The 15139-nt window shown below is 60.7% G+C and carries 17 protein-coding genes and 1 tRNA gene; 10 read left to right on the top strand and 8 right to left on the bottom strand.

The features are described 5' to 3' along the window. Positions 1 to 30 precede the first annotated feature (30 nt). The gene (locus tag ACIROY_RS00920; RefSeq protein ID WP_402272056.1) at positions 31 to 690 is read left to right on the top strand and encodes an amino acid ABC transporter permease; all 660 of its coding nucleotides are present in this window, start codon (positions 31 to 33) and stop codon (positions 688 to 690) included. A gap of 91 nt (positions 691 to 781) precedes the next feature. Here ACIROY_RS00920 and ACIROY_RS00915 read toward each other — a convergent pair whose 3' ends face one another. Next, a complete protein-coding gene (locus ACIROY_RS00915) occupies positions 782 to 1111 on the bottom strand; it encodes a hypothetical protein (protein WP_402338981.1) in 330 nt (109 codons plus the stop codon). Positions 1112 to 1235: 124 nt separating this feature from the next. Here ACIROY_RS00915 and ompR point away from each other — a divergent pair, with 124 nt between their 5' ends. Genes ompR through ACIROY_RS00900 form a run of 3 tightly spaced genes read left to right on the top strand, consistent with a single transcriptional unit; the run spans position 1236 to position 3954 of the window. Next, positions 1236 to 1991, top strand: a complete 756-nt coding sequence (gene ompR / locus ACIROY_RS00910; RefSeq protein ID WP_034297488.1) for a two-component system response regulator OmpR — start codon at positions 1236 to 1238, stop codon at positions 1989 to 1991. Then, positions 1991 to 3400 (top strand): ATP-binding protein, encoded by a 1410-nt coding sequence (locus tag ACIROY_RS00905; protein WP_402338980.1) that lies wholly within the window; start codon positions 1991 to 1993, stop codon positions 3398 to 3400. The genes ompR and ACIROY_RS00905 overlap by 1 nt, the downstream gene beginning before the upstream one ends. 2 nt (positions 3401 to 3402) lie before the next feature. Next, on the top strand, positions 3403 to 3954 hold the full coding sequence (locus tag ACIROY_RS00900) for a flagellar protein FlhE (protein WP_402338978.1): 552 nt from the start codon (positions 3403 to 3405) through the stop codon (positions 3952 to 3954). 18 nt (positions 3955 to 3972) lie between these two features. On the opposite strand, the gene radA is transcribed toward ACIROY_RS00900, so the two are convergent. Both radA and alr read right to left on the bottom strand, forming a co-directional pair. Then, positions 3973 to 5349 (bottom strand): DNA repair protein RadA, encoded by a 1377-nt coding sequence (radA, locus tag ACIROY_RS00895; protein WP_402272065.1) that lies wholly within the window; start codon positions 5347 to 5349, stop codon positions 3973 to 3975. Positions 5350 to 5360: 11 nt separating this feature from the next. Further along, entirely contained in the window at positions 5361 to 6449 is a 1089-nt protein-coding gene (alr, locus tag ACIROY_RS00890) for an alanine racemase (protein WP_402338976.1), read from the bottom strand. 9 nt (positions 6450 to 6458) lie between these two features. On the opposite strand from alr, the gene ACIROY_RS00885 reads away from it, so the two are divergent. Both ACIROY_RS00885 and lplT read left to right on the top strand, forming a co-directional pair. Continuing rightward, the gene (locus ACIROY_RS00885; RefSeq protein ID WP_402338974.1) at positions 6459 to 6707 is read left to right on the top strand and encodes a hypothetical protein; all 249 of its coding nucleotides are present in this window, start codon (positions 6459 to 6461) and stop codon (positions 6705 to 6707) included. Beyond that, the gene (gene lplT, locus ACIROY_RS00880; RefSeq protein ID WP_402338972.1) at positions 6704 to 7972 is read left to right on the top strand and encodes a lysophospholipid transporter LplT; all 1269 of its coding nucleotides are present in this window, start codon (positions 6704 to 6706) and stop codon (positions 7970 to 7972) included. The genes ACIROY_RS00885 and lplT overlap by 4 nt, the downstream gene beginning before the upstream one ends. A 75-nt stretch (positions 7973 to 8047) precedes the next feature. Here the strand turns inward: lplT and ACIROY_RS00875 are convergent, their stop codons facing one another. Genes ACIROY_RS00875 through tsaB form a run of 4 tightly spaced genes read right to left on the bottom strand, consistent with a single transcriptional unit; the run spans position 8048 to position 11142 of the window. Further along, positions 8048 to 9043: a DUF1853 family protein gene (locus ACIROY_RS00875; protein ID WP_402338971.1), complete on the bottom strand. Its 996-nt coding sequence runs from the start codon at positions 9041 to 9043 to the stop codon at positions 8048 to 8050. Next, entirely contained in the window at positions 9024 to 9947 is a 924-nt protein-coding gene (locus ACIROY_RS00870; protein ID WP_402338969.1) for a uracil-DNA glycosylase family protein, read from the bottom strand. Before ACIROY_RS00870 ends, ACIROY_RS00875 begins: the two co-directional genes overlap by 20 nt. Next, the gene (gene rimI, locus ACIROY_RS00865) at positions 9944 to 10435 is read right to left on the bottom strand and encodes a ribosomal protein S18-alanine N-acetyltransferase (protein ID WP_402338967.1); all 492 of its coding nucleotides are present in this window, start codon (positions 10433 to 10435) and stop codon (positions 9944 to 9946) included. Before rimI ends, ACIROY_RS00870 begins: the two co-directional genes overlap by 4 nt. Further along, the gene (gene tsaB, locus ACIROY_RS00860; RefSeq protein WP_402338965.1) at positions 10432 to 11142 is read right to left on the bottom strand and encodes a tRNA (adenosine(37)-N6)-threonylcarbamoyltransferase complex dimerization subunit type 1 TsaB; all 711 of its coding nucleotides are present in this window, start codon (positions 11140 to 11142) and stop codon (positions 10432 to 10434) included. The genes rimI and tsaB overlap by 4 nt, the downstream gene beginning before the upstream one ends. 119 nt (positions 11143 to 11261) lie before the next feature. On the opposite strand from tsaB, the gene ACIROY_RS00855 reads away from it, so the two are divergent. Then, entirely contained in the window at positions 11262 to 11693 is a 432-nt protein-coding gene (locus ACIROY_RS00855) for a thioredoxin family protein (RefSeq protein WP_402272084.1), read from the top strand. A gap of 13 nt (positions 11694 to 11706) precedes the next feature. Here ACIROY_RS00855 and ACIROY_RS00850 read toward each other — a convergent pair whose 3' ends face one another. Next, the gene (locus tag ACIROY_RS00850) at positions 11707 to 12615 is read right to left on the bottom strand and encodes a LysR family transcriptional regulator (protein WP_402272087.1); all 909 of its coding nucleotides are present in this window, start codon (positions 12613 to 12615) and stop codon (positions 11707 to 11709) included. A gap of 173 nt (positions 12616 to 12788) precedes the next feature. Between ACIROY_RS00850 and ACIROY_RS00845 the strand changes: the two genes are divergently transcribed. From ACIROY_RS00845 to ACIROY_RS00835, 3 genes are all read left to right on the top strand, one after another. Continuing rightward, a complete protein-coding gene (locus ACIROY_RS00845; protein ID WP_402272090.1) occupies positions 12789 to 13061 on the top strand; it encodes a DUF4148 domain-containing protein in 273 nt (90 codons plus the stop codon). Between the two features lie 361 nt (positions 13062 to 13422). Then, positions 13423 to 14676: an aspartate kinase gene (locus ACIROY_RS00840; protein ID WP_402272092.1), complete on the top strand. Its 1254-nt coding sequence runs from the start codon at positions 13423 to 13425 to the stop codon at positions 14674 to 14676. A 133-nt stretch (positions 14677 to 14809) separates the two neighbouring features. Beyond that, positions 14810 to 14903, top strand: a tRNA-Ser gene (locus ACIROY_RS00835). The last annotated feature ends 236 nt before the right edge of the window (positions 14904 to 15139 follow it).

The following is a 15139-nucleotide window of genomic DNA, read 5'->3' as shown; positions in this document are numbered from 1 at the left end:
TGCGGGGATATTTTTATTTGCCGACAAAAAATGGAAATTTGGAATTTGCTGCACCAGGCGGCGCCGATCATGCTCAGGGGTGTCGGCTATACGCTGCTGTTCGCCTTGTCCTCGATGCTGGGCGGACTGGTGCTCGGTTTCGTGCTGGCAGTGGCGCGCATCGTGCCGTGGAAGTTTGTCCATTGGCCCGCCGCCGTCTACGTCAGCCTGATGCGCGGCACGCCGCTGCTGGTACAAATTTTCGTGGTCTATTACGGCCTGCCCAGCATCGGCATTGAATTCTCGCCGCTCTCGGCGGGCGTACTGACACTGAGCCTGAATGCGGGGGCCTATTTGTCGGAGAGCCTGCGCGGCGCCATCCTCGGCGTCACACGCGGCCAATGGAGCGCCAGCTACAGTCTCGGCCTGACCTATGCGCAGACGCTGCGCTACGTGGTGGTGCCGCAAGCGGTTCGCATCGCCGTGCCGTCAATGAGCAATACGCTGATCAGCCTGATCAAGGACACGTCGCTGGTGTCGGTCATCACCGTCACCGAACTGATGCTGTCGACCAAGGAAATCATCGCAGTGACTTTTCGCCCGCTGCCCTTATATATCGCGGCGGCGATGGTGTACTGGTTCCTGAGCATCTGCTTTGAGGCCTTGCAGCATCGGCTGGAGAAAAAACTGGGACGCGCGCATCAGACCTGATCGCCCTACCCGCCTGCTTCGCCCACAAAAAAGCCAGGACTGAACAGCCCTGGCTTTTTGTTGTCTTTCCTGTCGCGTCGTCAGCGTTTGATCAACGTTTGACGCGATAAATATCCTGACCCGCTTCGTCAATCTGGCGTCGCAGCTCGCGCCGTTCGTCGGGGCTCAATTTGCCGCGGCGCTGGTTGGTGTCCTGCTCTTGCTGCTGAGGACGGTTGCCGCCGTTGCCGAAATTATTACCGCCCGGACGACGGAAATCGGTCGGTTGCCCCTGACCGCCGCGCGGCCCTTCCGGAGGGCGCGCGAGCGCGCCGGCAGCGCTCAGCGCAAGCACGACTGCAGCAATACCTATCCTTCTTATTACGGCAATATTCATAGCGGCATTTTTCCACATTTCCAAGCCATCGACAAAGTGCTTCATCAATGTAGCCAGTGTAGGTTGCCCGGCCGGATGGTATAAGATGATTAAGGTAAGGTATGTAACAGTTTGTAATCTTTGGCCTGTTACATATTGCCGATCGCCGCGAAGACGCTACCATAACGCCATGAATACGACCAACACAAGCACGACAGCTACTCCGGCCCACCAATCAAAAGTCCTGGTGGTGGATGACGACATCCGTTTGCGCGACCTACTGCGCCGTTACCTGACCGAGCAGGGCTTCAACGTCGTCACGGCGGAAAACGCCCAGGCGATGAACAAACTCTGGATCCGCGAGCGTTACGATCTGCTCGTGCTGGACCTGATGCTGCCCGGTGAAGACGGCCTCGCCATTTGCCGCCGCCTGCGCGGCGCCGGCGACCAGACGCCGATCATCATGCTGACCGCCAAGGGCGAAGATGTGGATCGCATCATCGGCCTCGAAATGGGTGCCGACGATTACCTGCCCAAGCCATTCAATCCGCGTGAGCTGGTAGCGCGCATCAATGCGGTCCTGCGCCGCAAGGGTCCGGACGAATTGCCGGGCGCGCCTTCGGAATCGCCGGAGTCATTCGAGTTCGGTGAATTCGTCCTCGATCTCGGCACCCGCACCCTGAAGAAAAAAGGCGAAACCGTGCCGCTGACCACCGGTGAATTCTCTGTGCTGAAAGTCTTCGCACGCAACGCGCGCCAGCCGCTCTCGCGCGAGAAGCTGATGGAAATGGCGCGCGGCCGCGAATACGAAGTATTCGACCGCAGCCTCGACGTCCAGATTTCGCGCCTGCGCAAACTGATCGAACCTGATCCGGCCAATCCGTTGTACATCCAGACCGTATGGGGCCTCGGTTACGTCTTCATCCCCGAGGGCAAGCCGCGCTGATGCGCCTACCCAATCCGGCCACCGGCATTCACAACATGAGCTATCAAGCGCGCCAACGATGGTTCAGCAACGGTTTGTTCTGGCGCACCTTCTTTTTGCTGACCTTCCTGATCACCGCCAGCATGGTGGCGTGGGTGGCCAGCTTCCGCATGGTCGAACGCGGTCCGCGCGCAGAGCAGCTCGCTGCGCAGATCGTCTCCGTCGTCACCATCACGCGCGCCGCCCTCACCCACTCAGCGCCGGAGATGCGCCGCGAACTGCTGTTCGACCTGGCCAGCAACGAAGGCATCCGCATCTATCCGCTCGAAAAAACCGACAAGATTGCGCCGCCCGACGATTCGCCGGTGTTGCCGGAGCTGGAGTTTTACGTCAAGCAGGCGATGGGCGACGACACCCAGTTCGCCTCGGGCGTCAACGACGTCGACGGCTTCTGGATCAGCTTCAAAATCGATGAGGACCAATACTGGCTGATGCTTGATCGTGGCCGGCTGGATCGCACCTCGAGCCTGCAATGGCTGGGCTGGGGCTCGATTGCACTGGTGCTGTCGCTGATCGGCGCGGTGTTCATTTCGACCCTGATCAACCAGCCGCTGGCGCGCCTGACCGCCGCCGCGCGCGCCATCGCCAAGGGCAAGCAACCCGATCCGCTGCCGGAATCGGGACCGACCGAAATCCGCGAAGCCAATCTCAGTTTCAACCAGATGGTGGCCGATCTGGATCGCATCGAATCCGACCGCGCCGTCATCCTGGCCGGCATTTCTCACGATCTGCGCACGCCGCTGGCGCGCATGCAGCTGGAAGTCGAAATGGCAAGGCTGTCCGACGAAGCGCGTGACGGCATGCATTCCGACCTGGCGCAGATGGATGCCATCATCGGCCAGTTCCTCGACTACGCCAAACCGTTCGACAGCAGCAGTTTCATGCCCGTGGATTTGTCGGGACTGCTGGAAGACGCCGCCAACAACTCCAAGCGCCTGAGCGACGTCATGGTCAGCACGGCCATCGCGCCCGGCATTGAAGTCATGGGCAACACCGTCGAGCTCGAACGCATCATCAGCAATCTCATCGAAAATGCGCGGCGCTACGGCAAGACCGACGGCACCGAGGTCGCCAACATCGACATCCTGTGCAAGATCGAAGACCGCCACGTCAAAGTCGAAATTTCCGACCATGGCCCAGGCGCACCGGAGAGCGAACTGGAGCACCTGCTGCGCCCCTTCACGCGACTCGACACCGCGCGCGGCCAGGCCAACGGTTCCGGACTCGGTCTGGCGATCGTCAACCGCATCGTGATCCGCCACAACGGCAAGCTGGCCCTGCGCAATCGCGACGGCGGCGGTCTCGTGGTGCAGATGATGTTCCCGACAGTTCCGGTTCGCGGCGGCAATCCGCGCAAGCAGGCGGCCTAGCCGTGGCGCTGTTGCGCACGGCGCTCGTCGCTACGCTCGGCCTTGCTCTTGCAGGCACCGTTGTGGCACAGACCCGCGTTGACCGCACGCTCAGCGTTCCGGCTACCGGCGCCCCTGCCATCGTCGCGCCACATGCCGCCGTGATTGCACCGCCACCGCAAAATACACTGCCGCCACCTCCGGCTCCCCGCGGACCGAGCGGCTCTTACGCCGCCGACGCCATGGGCGCCACCATCCTCGCAAAAAACGCGGATTACGAGACCACCTTTTCCATCAGCACGCCGGTGCCTCCGGGTGCGACGATCAGCAATGTGTCATGGAGATACGGCTTGTCGGAAAAGCCCGTGGGATTTGAAGCGGTTCTGTGCTGGAACAACCGCCAGCGCTGCTGGAACGTGACCAACAACGCCAGCGGCAGCACCGGCGCCTTCAACGGCAAGGACGCCGCGCAACCGTTCACGCTGCATTACCGTGTCAAGGGCGGCAGCCAGCTCGGGCCGCCGGCGCGCGGCGAAATGAATCAGGTGATCGTCACCTATCAGCTACCGGGCTGAGCCCGCGCTTCGACACCATCATTCGTCGATGTTGCGGATCTTCTGCAAGGCCTCGTCGATGCGTTCGACGGCAACCACTTTCAATCCCTCGATGTCCTGCTTCGGCGCGTTGGCCTTCGGGATCATCGCGATCGAGAATCCCAGCTTGGCCGCTTCGCGCAGACGTTCCTGTCCACGCGGCGCGGGACGGATCTCGCCGGCCAGGCCGACTTCGCCGAACACCACCAGGCCGCGCGGCAGCGGCTTGTTGCGCATCGATGAATTGATCGCCAGCAGCACCGCCAGGTCGGCGGCCGGCTCGGTGATCTTGACGCCGCCGACGGCGTTGATGAAGACGTCCTGATCGAAGGCGGCGATGCCGGCATGGCGGTGCAACACGGCCAGCAGCATCGCCAGACGGTTTTGCTCGAGGCCGACCGACAAGCGGCGTGCGTTGGGCACGTGCGAGCTGTCGACCAGCGCCTGGATTTCCACCAGCAAGGGACGCGTGCCTTCCTGTGTGACCATCACGCAGGAACCCGGCACCTGGCTGTCATGCTGCGACAGGAACAGCGCGGAGGGATTCGACACGCCCTTGAGGCCCTTCTCGGTCATGGCAAACACGCCGAGTTCGTTGACCGCACCGAAGCGGTTCTTGAACGCGCGCACCAGCCGGAAACTGGAATGCGTGTCGCCTTCGAAATACAGCACCGTGTCGACGATATGTTCGAGCACGCGCGGACCGGCCAGCGCGCCTTCCTTGGTGACGTGGCCGACCATGATGATGGTGGTATCGGAGGTTTTGGCGAAACGCGTCAATTGCGCCGCGCATTCGCGCACCTGCGCCACCGACCCCGGCGCCGACGTCAGCGCGTCCGAATAGACGGTCTGAATCGAGTCGATGACGGCAACGTCGGGCTTGTGCTCGGTCAGCGTCGACAAGATCTTTTCGAGCTGAATTTCGGCTTGCAGCTTGAGATCCTTGGCATCCACCGCCAGACGTTTCGCGCGCAAGGCGATCTGCGAACCCGACTCTTCACCGCTGACATACAGCACGTGCTTGAGTTTGGAAATATTGCCCAGCGCCTGCAGCAACAAGGTCGATTTACCAATGCCCGGATCGCCGCCGATCAGCACCACGCCGCCCGGCACCAGGCCGCCGCCGAGCACACGGTCGAACTCTTCAATGCCGGTGCCGAAACGCGGCACGTCAATCGCTTCGATATCGGCCAGCGACAACACCGGCGCAGTCTGCGCCAGGCCTTGAGGCTGGTTGGAATAGCGATTGACGCCGGCCGTTTCGACCAGGGTTTCCACCAGCGTATTCCACTGGCCGCAGGCCGGGCATTGCCCCGCCCACTTGTTGCTGACACCGCCGCATTCGGTGCACGTGTAATTCGTTTTGGCTTTTGCCATATCGGTTCTTCTCAGTTTTTTTCTTGCACGCTTACGCGCGGCGCCAATGCGCACATCAATTCATAGCCGATCGTGCCCGCTGCAAATGCAACCTCGTCGATCGGGAGCTCTTCACCCCACAGCACCACGCGGCTGCCAACGCCGGCGCCGGGAATATGGCTCAGGTTCACCGTCAGCATGTCCATCGATACGCGTCCGATGGTGCCGGTGCGCACGCCGTCGACGATCACCGGCGTGTTGTTGGGCGCATGGCGCGGATACCCGTCTGCGTAACCGCAGGCGACAATGCCGATCTTCATCGGTTTGTCGGCCACAAAACGGCTGCCGTAGCCGACCGCGTCGCCGGGACCGATCTCTTGCACGCCGATGATCTTGCTCTCCAGCGTCATCGCCGCACGCAAGCCGAACTCCTTCGCAGTACCGCCGCCCGGCGTGCCGCCATACAGCATCACACCGGCGCGCACCCATTCGTAGGCGAGGTCGGCATGCATCAGGTCGGCCGCCGAGTTGGCCGCGCTGTGCGCTCCTGCCAACCCTGCGGTGGCGGCATTGAAACGCTTCACCTGTTCGGCCAGCGGCAGGTCGGGATTGGCAGGGTCGTCGGCATTGGCGAAATGCGTGATCATGGTGATGCTGCGCACGCAGGCCAGCTGCTGCAGGCGTTCGTAGGCGGCGCGATAGACCTCCGGCCTGAAGCCGAGGCGGTTCATGCCGCTGTTCATCTTGAGGTGGACGTCAAACTGCGCTGCCGATGCATCGAGCCCGGCCGCCTCCAGCAAGGCGATCTGTTCGTCGCAATGCACGGCGAATTGCAGGCCGTGCTGCGCCAGCACCGGGATGTCGTCGGCGTCGAAGAAGCCTTCCAGCAGCAGGATGGGTTTGGTCCAGCCCAGCTCGCGCAGTTGCACGGCATAATTAACCTCAATCAGCGCCAAGCCGTCTGCGTCGGCAAAGGCGCGCACGGCGCGTCCCAGGCCATGTCCGTATGCCTGCGCTTTGACCACGGCCCAGGCCTTGGCATGCGGTGCACGAGATTTGGCGACGGCGAGATTATGTTGTAGTGCAGAAATATCAATAGTGGCGACGATTGGTCTTGGCATAAGCGCTCGTTGAGTACTGAACTGAAAGCCTGGAAAGCAGAGGAAAATGGCGGAAAAACGCCGAGAACCGGGTCAAATCCCCTGCTTCGGGAACAAGCTGCCATTTTACCGGACCAACTTGTTTCAAAGAAGCAGGAAAGAGGCCCCGCAAAACGCGCCGGCCGCGCATTTTCACTCATCATACTTATCACTGGCATGTCATCTTTTCATGGTATAAAGCAAGCCGGAGATAATTTGTCACATCTTGGATACGGATGAATCGCGGCTTTTACACCATCATGGCGGCGCAGTTTTTTTCGTCGCTTGCCGATAATGCACTGCTGATCGCAGCTATTGCACTCCTCTCGGAGATGCACTCTCCGGCATGGATGACGCCGCTGTTGAAATTGTTCTTCGTGCTCTCTTACGTGCTGCTGGCGGCGTTCGTCGGCGCCTTCGCAGATGCGTTCCCCAAGGGCAAGGTGATGTTCATCACCAACCTGATCAAAGTGGTCGGTTGCGCCCTCATGTTCTTTACCGTTCATCCGCTGATCGCCTATGCCGTGGTCGGCTTCGGCGCGGCTGCCTACTCTCCGGCCAAATACGGCATCCTGACCGAACTGCTGCCGCCCGAAAAGCTCGTGGCCGCCAACGGCTGGATCGAAGGACTGACGGTCGGCTCCATCATCTTCGGCACGGTCCTTGGCGGCGCGCTGGTCAATCCGCATATTGCCTCGGCCTTGCTAGCCTTCGATTTCCCGGTGTTCGACTTCGGCATCAATACCCCTACCGAAGCCGCCCTCTGCATCATCACCGTCATCTATATCGTCGCGGCGATTTTCAACCTCAACATCCCCGACACCGGCGCCCGTTACGCCCACCAGCAGCACAATCCCATCAAACTGATCGCCGACTTCGGAAACTGCTTTACCACCTTGTGGAAAGACAAGCTGGGCCAGATTTCGCTGGCAGTCACGACGCTGTTCTGGGGTGCCGGCGCCACGCTGCAGTTCATCGTGTTGAAATGGGCGGAAAAATCCTTGCACATGCCACTCGACAAAGCAGCCATCCTGCAAGGTGTGGTCGCACTCGGCGTCGCACTCGGCGCGGTCGGCGCAGCGCGCTTCGTGCCGCTCAGGAAGTCGCTGTCGGTCATGCCGCTGGGCATCATCATGGGGCTGGTTGTCATGGCCATGACCATGGTGACCTCGATCTGGGTCGCCTATCCGCTGCTGATCATCATCGGCGCCTTGTCCGGTTACTTCGTCGTGCCGATGAACGCGCTGCTGCAACACCGCGGCCACGTGCTGATGAGCGCCGGCCATTCGATCGCCGTGCAGAACTTCAATGAAAACCTCTCGGTGCTGACCATGCTGGTGCTGTACGCGATCATGGTACGCCTCAACCTCGACGTCAACATCGTCATCCTGATCTTCGGCGTCTTCGTCGCCAGCATCATGTACCTGATCATGCGCCGTCACGCAGCCAACCAGCGTGACCATGACTCGCTGGCGCTGATCGGCGAACACAAGCACGACGAATAAAAAGTATATGAAAAACATAAAAAAAGCGTACGGCAAAACCGTACGCTTTTTTATGGTGCAACTCGGATCATTCCACTAAATCTGCACCACCGCATGCTGTACGCGCTGCGCCGCCTTGCCGCGCCAGTCGTCCGGCACCAGGAAGCCTCGTCGACGTTCCAGCGCCACGTCACCTTCGACGTCGCACACGGCAATCATGACCGGTGCCAGTGTCTCGCTAAACAGCAATTGCACCGCTTCGCGCAACTGCGCACCGGACAAGGTCCTGCTCGCCACAGCCCGCGCCGGGGCCAGCCATTCGAGCCGCGGCAGCACCAGATAGCGATCACCGTCGCCGGCTTCCAGCGCCGACAATTCACACCAGAATCCGCGACAGTGCTGCGTTGAAATACCCAGCGCCGCCGGCACCGACGCCGCCTCAGTCGTCTCGGCATAAAACAGCCAGCCCTTGACCAGGGCCTGGGCACGTGTGACCGGTTGCGGCAGGTATTGCGCTGCCGCCGGATGCGCGGACAACATCAACTGCTGCTGCATGATCTTGTCCATCTTGGCGCCGAGCGAGTCGGCCAGGTTCGGCCCGACGAACGCGTCGGCCTGCATCTGCTTGCGATGTGATTCGAGCAGGTAAAACTTGGTAGCGAACTCCCAATGTACCGCCCCGGATCGAGCTTCATCATGCACCAGAAAATCGAACTCGCCGATGGTCTCGTTGGGGCCATTGCGGACCTGGACGTTGTGCGCAAGGAGATGCCCGGTCTGCTGCAGGTAAAAGGTCAGCAGCTTTTCGGCATAGCGTCCGAGACGCGCCGACGGCTGCGCATTGATCAGCAGGTACAGCTCGCGGGGATTCTTGTCCAGCGCCTGCAGCCAGGTGATGTCCATTTCGCTGAGCACCCCCAGCGTAGCGATGCGTCCGTTCCAGCGCGGCGCGTGAGCGTCAAGCAAGTCGGGAGCATCGAGCAGCCACGCCAGCGCACGTACGTGGGGGTCGCGCAGCGACGACCAGCGCCGATGAAATTGCTGCTGAAAGGACGCGGTCGGTGCCTGCAAATCAGTCTGTTGTGTCGGCATAAGTTGTCATTGCAAGGCAGAGATCGGCCCAGGCCTTGCTCTTGTCGCCAAGCTGCCGCAACAGGTAGGCCGGGTGATAGGTCACAACCAGCGGCAGGTCCTGATAGCGATGGACGGTGCCGCGCAGTTTGGAAACAGGGGTGGCCGGGTCCAGGCCGAGCAGCGACAGCGCCGCGGTCTTGCCCAGCGCCACCAGCACGGTCGGCTGGATCAGCGCGATCTGCCGTTGCAGGTAAGGCAGGCAAGACGCGACTTCTTGCGGCGATGGCGGGCGATCCTTGCCGCCTTCGTCGGTGGGACGGCATTTGACGATGTTGGCGATATAGGCGTTCTCGCCGCGCTTGAGGCCCATGGCGACCAGCATGTTGTCGAGCAGCTTGCCGGCCGGGCCGACGAACGGCTCGCCCTGCATGTCCTCGTTGCGCCCGGGGCCTTCACCGATGAACAGCCACTTGGCCTTTTCATCGCCGACACCGAAGACGGTCTTCTTGCGACCGTTGCACAAGCCGCACTGGCGGCACTCTGCAACCGTTTCCTTGAGCTTGGCCCAATCCATGGTGGCGATGGCCGGATTGATTTTGATGACAGGCTCATCATCCTCATCGTCGTAGGGCATGAAACCGGGCGGCGCCATGTCGGCGTCATTCATTTCGCTCAGCCATGGCGGCAGGCCGTCGTCTTGTGCGGGGGCGGGGGCGGGACGCGCCACTGGTTGCGCAGGCCGCTGAGGAACCGGTGCCGCCGCGGCGGCGACTGGCGCTACTGCCGCGGGCGGTGCGACGACTTCGACTTCCCGCTCAGCGGCCTCGACTGTTTCAACGGCAAGGTGACGCCGGACCCAGACCGGGCCCACGCCGATTTCTTCCAATACCCGGGCCGAAGCGGCAAATGTGTTCTGACTCATAGCGATAGGCTCATCACGATCGCGTCTTCGCGCGTAGATTGATTGACGGGATAGTAATTCTTGCGACGTCCGATTTCCACGAAACCGTAACGCCGGTACACGTGCAGCGCACGCAAGTTCGACACGCGCACTTCCAACAGCATGACCGTCATCCGATGCTTGCGCGCCAGGTCGACGGCATATTCCAGCAGCAGATGGCCGAAACCTTCGCCCTGCACATCCTCGGCCACGCTGATGTTGAGCAAGTGCGCTTCATCCACCGCTTCCATGACCAGGAAGTAGCCGAGCAGGCGTCCCGATCGATTGCGCATGGTCAGCGTCTGGTAGCCGCTGTACAGCGAATCGAGGAAATTGCCGCGCGTCCACGGGTGCGGATAGACGCTGTCTTCCAGCTGCACCACCTCGTCGACGTCATCGACCTTCATGGCGGCAAATATCAGGCCGCCAAACTTGCTCTCCAGCGTATGCAGCAAAGCGTCGTTGTTCACGCCGCACCTTTGGCGAGATCGCGCACCTGGCGTTCTGCCGTGGTCAGCGCGACCTTGTTGCGCAGGTAAAGCGGTTGCGCGTCCTGCAGCGGCACGGTCTTGCCTTGCTCCAGCATGCGCCGGCCCAGCGTGGCCACCTGCGCCGCATGCGGCATGATCTGGGCCAGCGCTGCGGCCGCGAACGGCTGCCCGGCGAAATCCTGCGCATATGCCGTCAGGCCGTTGCCGCAGGCCTGCACATGCCCTTGCGGCGCAACTGCGGCAGCCGACGACAAGCTCGGTTCCAGCACGATTTCCCAGCCGCTCGCGCCATGACGGTACTGCGCCCAGTAGACTTCGCCCATGCGCGCGTCGAGCACCGCCAGCACGTCGCCGGCTGCACCCTGCGTGGCTTCCAGCGCAGCTTGCGCCATCGCTTCCAGCGTCACCACCGGCGCCACCGGCAAATCGCTGCCGAACGCCAGCCCTTGCACTACCCCGCATGCAGTGCGCACGCCGGTGAACGAGCCCGGCCCGACACCGAAAGCGATCGCGTCGCAGCGCGACAGTGCAATCCCCGCCTGGGCCAGCAGTTGCTGGACCATCGGCAAAATGGTTTCGGAGTGGGTCTGCACGCCCAGCGATTCGCGGAAGATCAGTTCGTCTCCATGCAGCAGGGCTGCCGAGGCGAGTTCGGTGGAAGTTTCGATGGCAAGAATGATAGACATCCCGCTATTTTACCGCGCCATGCCCTTCCCGCCCGTGTCGGGAAACGACTATTGAGGGATAACGGAGTTGCACCCCGCTTGCGCCGGTTTTTCGCTTCCGGAGTAGAATAGGCCGCCTTATGTCCTATCAGATCTTCTCCGCCAGCAACCGCGACGAACTCGCTGCCGCCCTCGCCGGCGACAAATGGGTCGTAGCCTGCCTGTGCGCCGGCTGGTGCGGCAGTTGCCGCGACTACGCGGCCAACTTCGCCGCCTGGGCCGAGCGCCGCCCGGAACATCATTTCGTCTGGATCGACATCGAAGACCAGGCCGACCTGGTGGGCGACCTCGACGTCGACAATTTCCCGACGCTGCTCATGCAACGCGGCTCCACCGTCGCCTTCTTCGGCCCCATGGAACCCGACACGCGTCAGGCCGAACGGCTATTGCAGGCGCTGTCCGAAACCAGCCTGCAAGAACTCGCGCTTGAGGCCGGCAGCACGGAGCAACGCCGTGCCTGGCAGGAATGCGATCTCAAGAAACGGCTCAACAGCCTTTCCGACGCCGCCTGACTCAACTCTCCGGCTACAGCCAGGGATCGGTTTCCGGATGCGGAAACCGATCCGAGATGAAATCCACAAAACTGCGCACCTTGGCCGACAGCAGGCGCCGGCTCGGATACGCCATCATCACGGAAACCTGTCCCATGTCAAAATCGGCCAGCACGCGTTGCAGCTTGCCGCAGCGCAGATCGTCGCCCAGGCTAAATGACGGACGCATCGTGATGCCCATCCCTGCCAGTGCAAAATCGCGCAGCAGCAATGCACTGTTGGACACCACCTGGCTGGTGATCGGGATGTCGCGGATACCTTCTTCGGTCTTCACATGCCAATAGTGGCGCAGATGTTCGTGGGAAAAGTTGAGGCAGGCGTGGCGGCTCAGCTCGTCCGGGGTCTGCGGCGCGCCATGCTTTTCCAGATAAGACGGTGAGGCGCACAGCACCACTGCCGCCACCCCGACCTTGCGCACCACCATGCTGGCGTCGAATTTTTGCAGGCTGCTGAAAAAACCGATGTCCATGCCTTCTTCAACCAGGTCCATGGCGCGTTCCGACACCGACACGTCGAGCACCACCTCCGGATAGGCGGCGGAATATTCCGCCAGCAGCTTGCCGAGCTGGCCCTGGCCGAAGCCGACGTGAGAATACAGCGATAGCGTACCGCCCGGCTTTTTAGTGGCCATCGCCACGATGGCCTCGGCTTCCTCGATCTCCGGCAGAATATGGCGAACCCGCTCCAGGAACGCCTGTCCCGACTCCGTCAGCGACAGCCGGCGGGTGGAGCGATTGAGCAAACGCGTGCCGAGATGATTCTCCAAGTCGACAATGTAGCGCGTCACGACGGCGTTCGATAGCGACATGATTTCCGCCGCCCGCACGAAACTACCCTGCTCGACCACCTTCGCAAACACTTTCATTGAGTGCAGACGATCCATTTTCAAGCCCTCGATTGTTTCTTTATTCGAAATAGTGCATTGCCATTAGACCTATTTTTCTCGCACGAAGCAATGGCTACACTGTGCTTCATCGATGGGGAGCAAGCAGCCACAAGCCAACTGCCCGCACGTCGACGTGTATTTTCATTTACTGTCATTTTGGGAGAATTACCATGAACACCAAGCAAATCACTGCCGCTATCGTCCTCTTTGCCGCTGCCGGCGCCGCCATGGCTGAATCGCCATTTCCACCAGAAACAAAGTTCGTGTCGACCAAGACACGCGCTGAAGTCATTTCGGAACTGCAACAAGCACAAGCACAAGGCCTGATCACCAACGGCAACAACTACCCTATCGTGATTCAAGCGCGCAGCCCGCTGTCCCGCAGCGAAGTCGCCAGCCAATCGAAGTCGGCCGTCGATAGCAGCGTCTACACCGGCGCTTAAGTTTTTACCGAGCGTGTTGTCTGAGCGCTTTACGTACTACAAGCAGCAAGTACCATTGCGGCTGCGCCCGCAACCACCGTCTACCTTGGTCGGCCTGCCGTTCGGCAGCACCATGGTGGATGGCGTGTCCAACCTCTTCCGCACATTTCCCTTCCGCATCAAATCATGCAAAAGCAGCCAGAAATGGACTGAAAAACGCATGAAAAGCCCTCTTTTTACCCGCTTTTGCTTGTGATTTCGGGCTGCCCGCTGTAAAGTCGAGGGTTTGTTTCCTCCGGTCTTTTCGCAGTTTTTCGCGACCCGGCAACAAAAGGCAGCACCCAATAGCAGCACTCAGTCACGCAATTCAGACCTACTTCCTATGGCTTTATACGTTCACAAATACGGCGGCACTTCGATGGGCTCGACAGAGCGCATCAAGAACGTCGCCAAGCGCGTTGCCAAGTGGCACGACGCAGGCCACCAGATCGTTGTCGTTCCTTCCGCAATGTCTGGTGAAACCAACCGCTTGCTGGGTCTGGCCAAGGAAATCATGGCCCAACCCGATTCCCGCGAGCTGGACATGCTGGCGTCGACCGGCGAACAGGTTTCCGTCGCCCTGCTGGCCATGGCGCTGCAAGCGATCGGCAAACAATCCGTTTCCTACGCCGGCTGGCAAGTGCCGATCAAGACCGATTCCGCCTTCACCAAGGCGCGCATTCGCTCGATCGACGACGCCAAGGTGCGCAAGGACCTGAACGCCGGCAAAATCGTCATCATCACCGGCTTCCAGGGCGTGGATGCCGACGGCAACATCACCACGCTGGGACGCGGCGGCTCGGATACCTCCGCCGTGGCAGTCGCTGCTGCAATCAAAGCCGCCGAATGCCTGATCTACACCGACGTCGACGGCGTCTACACGACTGACCCGCGCGTGGTCAGCGAAGCGCGCCGACTGAACACCGTGACGTTTGAAGAAATGCTCGAAATGGCGTCACTGGGCTCCAAGGTCCTGCAGATCCGCTCGGTGGAATTCGCCGGCAACTACAAAATGCCGACGCGCGTCCTGTCGTCGCTGACCGACCCCCTAATGTCGCTGGAAGAAGAAACCAAATCCGGCACACTGATTTCGTTTGAGGAAGACACCAAGATGGAACAAGCAACCATTACCGGCATCGCGTTCAGCCGCGACGAAGCCAAGATTACCGTGCTGGGCGTACCAGATCGTCCAGGCATCGCCTACCAGATCCTCGGCCCGATCGCCGACGCCAACATCGAAGTGGACATGATCATCCAGAATCAGTCCGTCGAAGGCAAGACCGACTTCACCTTCACCGTTCCGCGCGCCGAATACGCCAAGGCCGTTGAAGTCCTGAACGCCAGCGTCAAGGCCCACATCGGCGCCGCCAGCATCGTCGGCGACACCAAGGTCTCGAAAGTGTCCGTGGTCGGCGTCGGTATGCGCAGCCATGTCGGCATCGCGTCGCAGATGTTCCGCACGCTGTCGGAAGAAGGCGTCAACATCCAGATGATCTCCACCTCCGAAATCAAAATCTCGGTCCTGATCGACGAAAAATACATGGAACTGGCCGTGCGCGCATTGCACAAGGCGTTCGACCTGGAAAACGGCAAGTAATACGACCGGTCATCGAAGCTCGTCGAATGGAAAATAATCCATTCAAAACAGCAGAGTTTCATTGACCAAATCCGCATGAAAAGATATTATGCGGGCTTCTTTGCTGAGGCAGCGCATCATCTGCCTACAGCGTGGAGACGTGGCCGAGTGGTCGAAGGCACTTCCCTGCTAAGGAAGCATATGGGCTTAAACCTGTATCGAGGGTTCGAATCCCTCCGTCTCCGCCAGAATACAAACGCCCGCTTTTGCGGGCGTTTTTATTTTGTCGTCCATATTCTGTTTGCACAGCAAACCCGTACCCGGAGACGAGTAAGCCGCCTGCGCGGCTTACGTGAGGGATTCGAAGGGAATCGCTTGCAAGCGATTCAGCGGCCTGCGAAACGTAGGCGAATCCCTCCGTCTGCGCCAGAATAAAAACGCCCGCTTTTGCGGGCGTTTTTATTTTGTCGTCCATATTCTGTTT

The sequence above is a fragment of the Herbaspirillum sp. NPDC101396 genome (assembly GCF_044767365.1).
Classification (GTDB): domain Bacteria; phylum Pseudomonadota; class Gammaproteobacteria; order Burkholderiales; family Burkholderiaceae_D; genus Herbaspirillum.
The sequence above is the reverse complement of the archived record's forward strand: the minus strand, read 5'-3'. Positions and strand labels throughout refer to the sequence as shown.

Bases quoted from the DNA above. Each gene is read 5' to 3' on its own strand.
- ACIROY_RS00920 (WP_402272056.1), top strand. From the start codon at position 31: ATGGAAATTTGGAATTTGCTGCACCAGGCGGCGCCGATCATGCTCAGG.
- ACIROY_RS00915 (WP_402338981.1), bottom strand. From the start codon at position 1,111: ATGAAGCACTTTGTCGATGGCTTGGAAATGTGGAAAAATGCCGCTATG.
- ompR (WP_034297488.1), top strand. From the start codon at position 1,236: ATGAATACGACCAACACAAGCACGACAGCTACTCCGGCCCACCAATCA.
- ACIROY_RS00905 (WP_402338980.1), top strand. From the start codon at position 1,991: ATGCGCCTACCCAATCCGGCCACCGGCATTCACAACATGAGCTATCAA.
- radA (WP_402272065.1), bottom strand. From the start codon at position 5,349: ATGGCAAAAGCCAAAACGAATTACACGTGCACCGAATGCGGCGGTGTC.
- alr (WP_402338976.1), bottom strand. From the start codon at position 6,449: ATGCCAAGACCAATCGTCGCCACTATTGATATTTCTGCACTACAACAT.
- lplT (WP_402338972.1), top strand. From the start codon at position 6,704: ATGAATCGCGGCTTTTACACCATCATGGCGGCGCAGTTTTTTTCGTCG.
- ACIROY_RS00875 (WP_402338971.1), bottom strand. From the start codon at position 9,043: ATGCCGACACAACAGACTGATTTGCAGGCACCGACCGCGTCCTTTCAG.
- ACIROY_RS00870 (WP_402338969.1), bottom strand. From the start codon at position 9,947: ATGAGTCAGAACACATTTGCCGCTTCGGCCCGGGTATTGGAAGAAATC.
- tsaB (WP_402338965.1), bottom strand. From the start codon at position 11,142: ATGTCTATCATTCTTGCCATCGAAACTTCCACCGAACTCGCCTCGGCA.
- ACIROY_RS00855 (WP_402272084.1), top strand. From the start codon at position 11,262: ATGTCCTATCAGATCTTCTCCGCCAGCAACCGCGACGAACTCGCTGCC.
- ACIROY_RS00850 (WP_402272087.1), bottom strand. From the start codon at position 12,615: ATGGATCGTCTGCACTCAATGAAAGTGTTTGCGAAGGTGGTCGAGCAG.
- ACIROY_RS00845 (WP_402272090.1), top strand. From the start codon at position 12,789: ATGAACACCAAGCAAATCACTGCCGCTATCGTCCTCTTTGCCGCTGCC.
- ACIROY_RS00840 (WP_402272092.1), top strand. From the start codon at position 13,423: ATGGCTTTATACGTTCACAAATACGGCGGCACTTCGATGGGCTCGACA.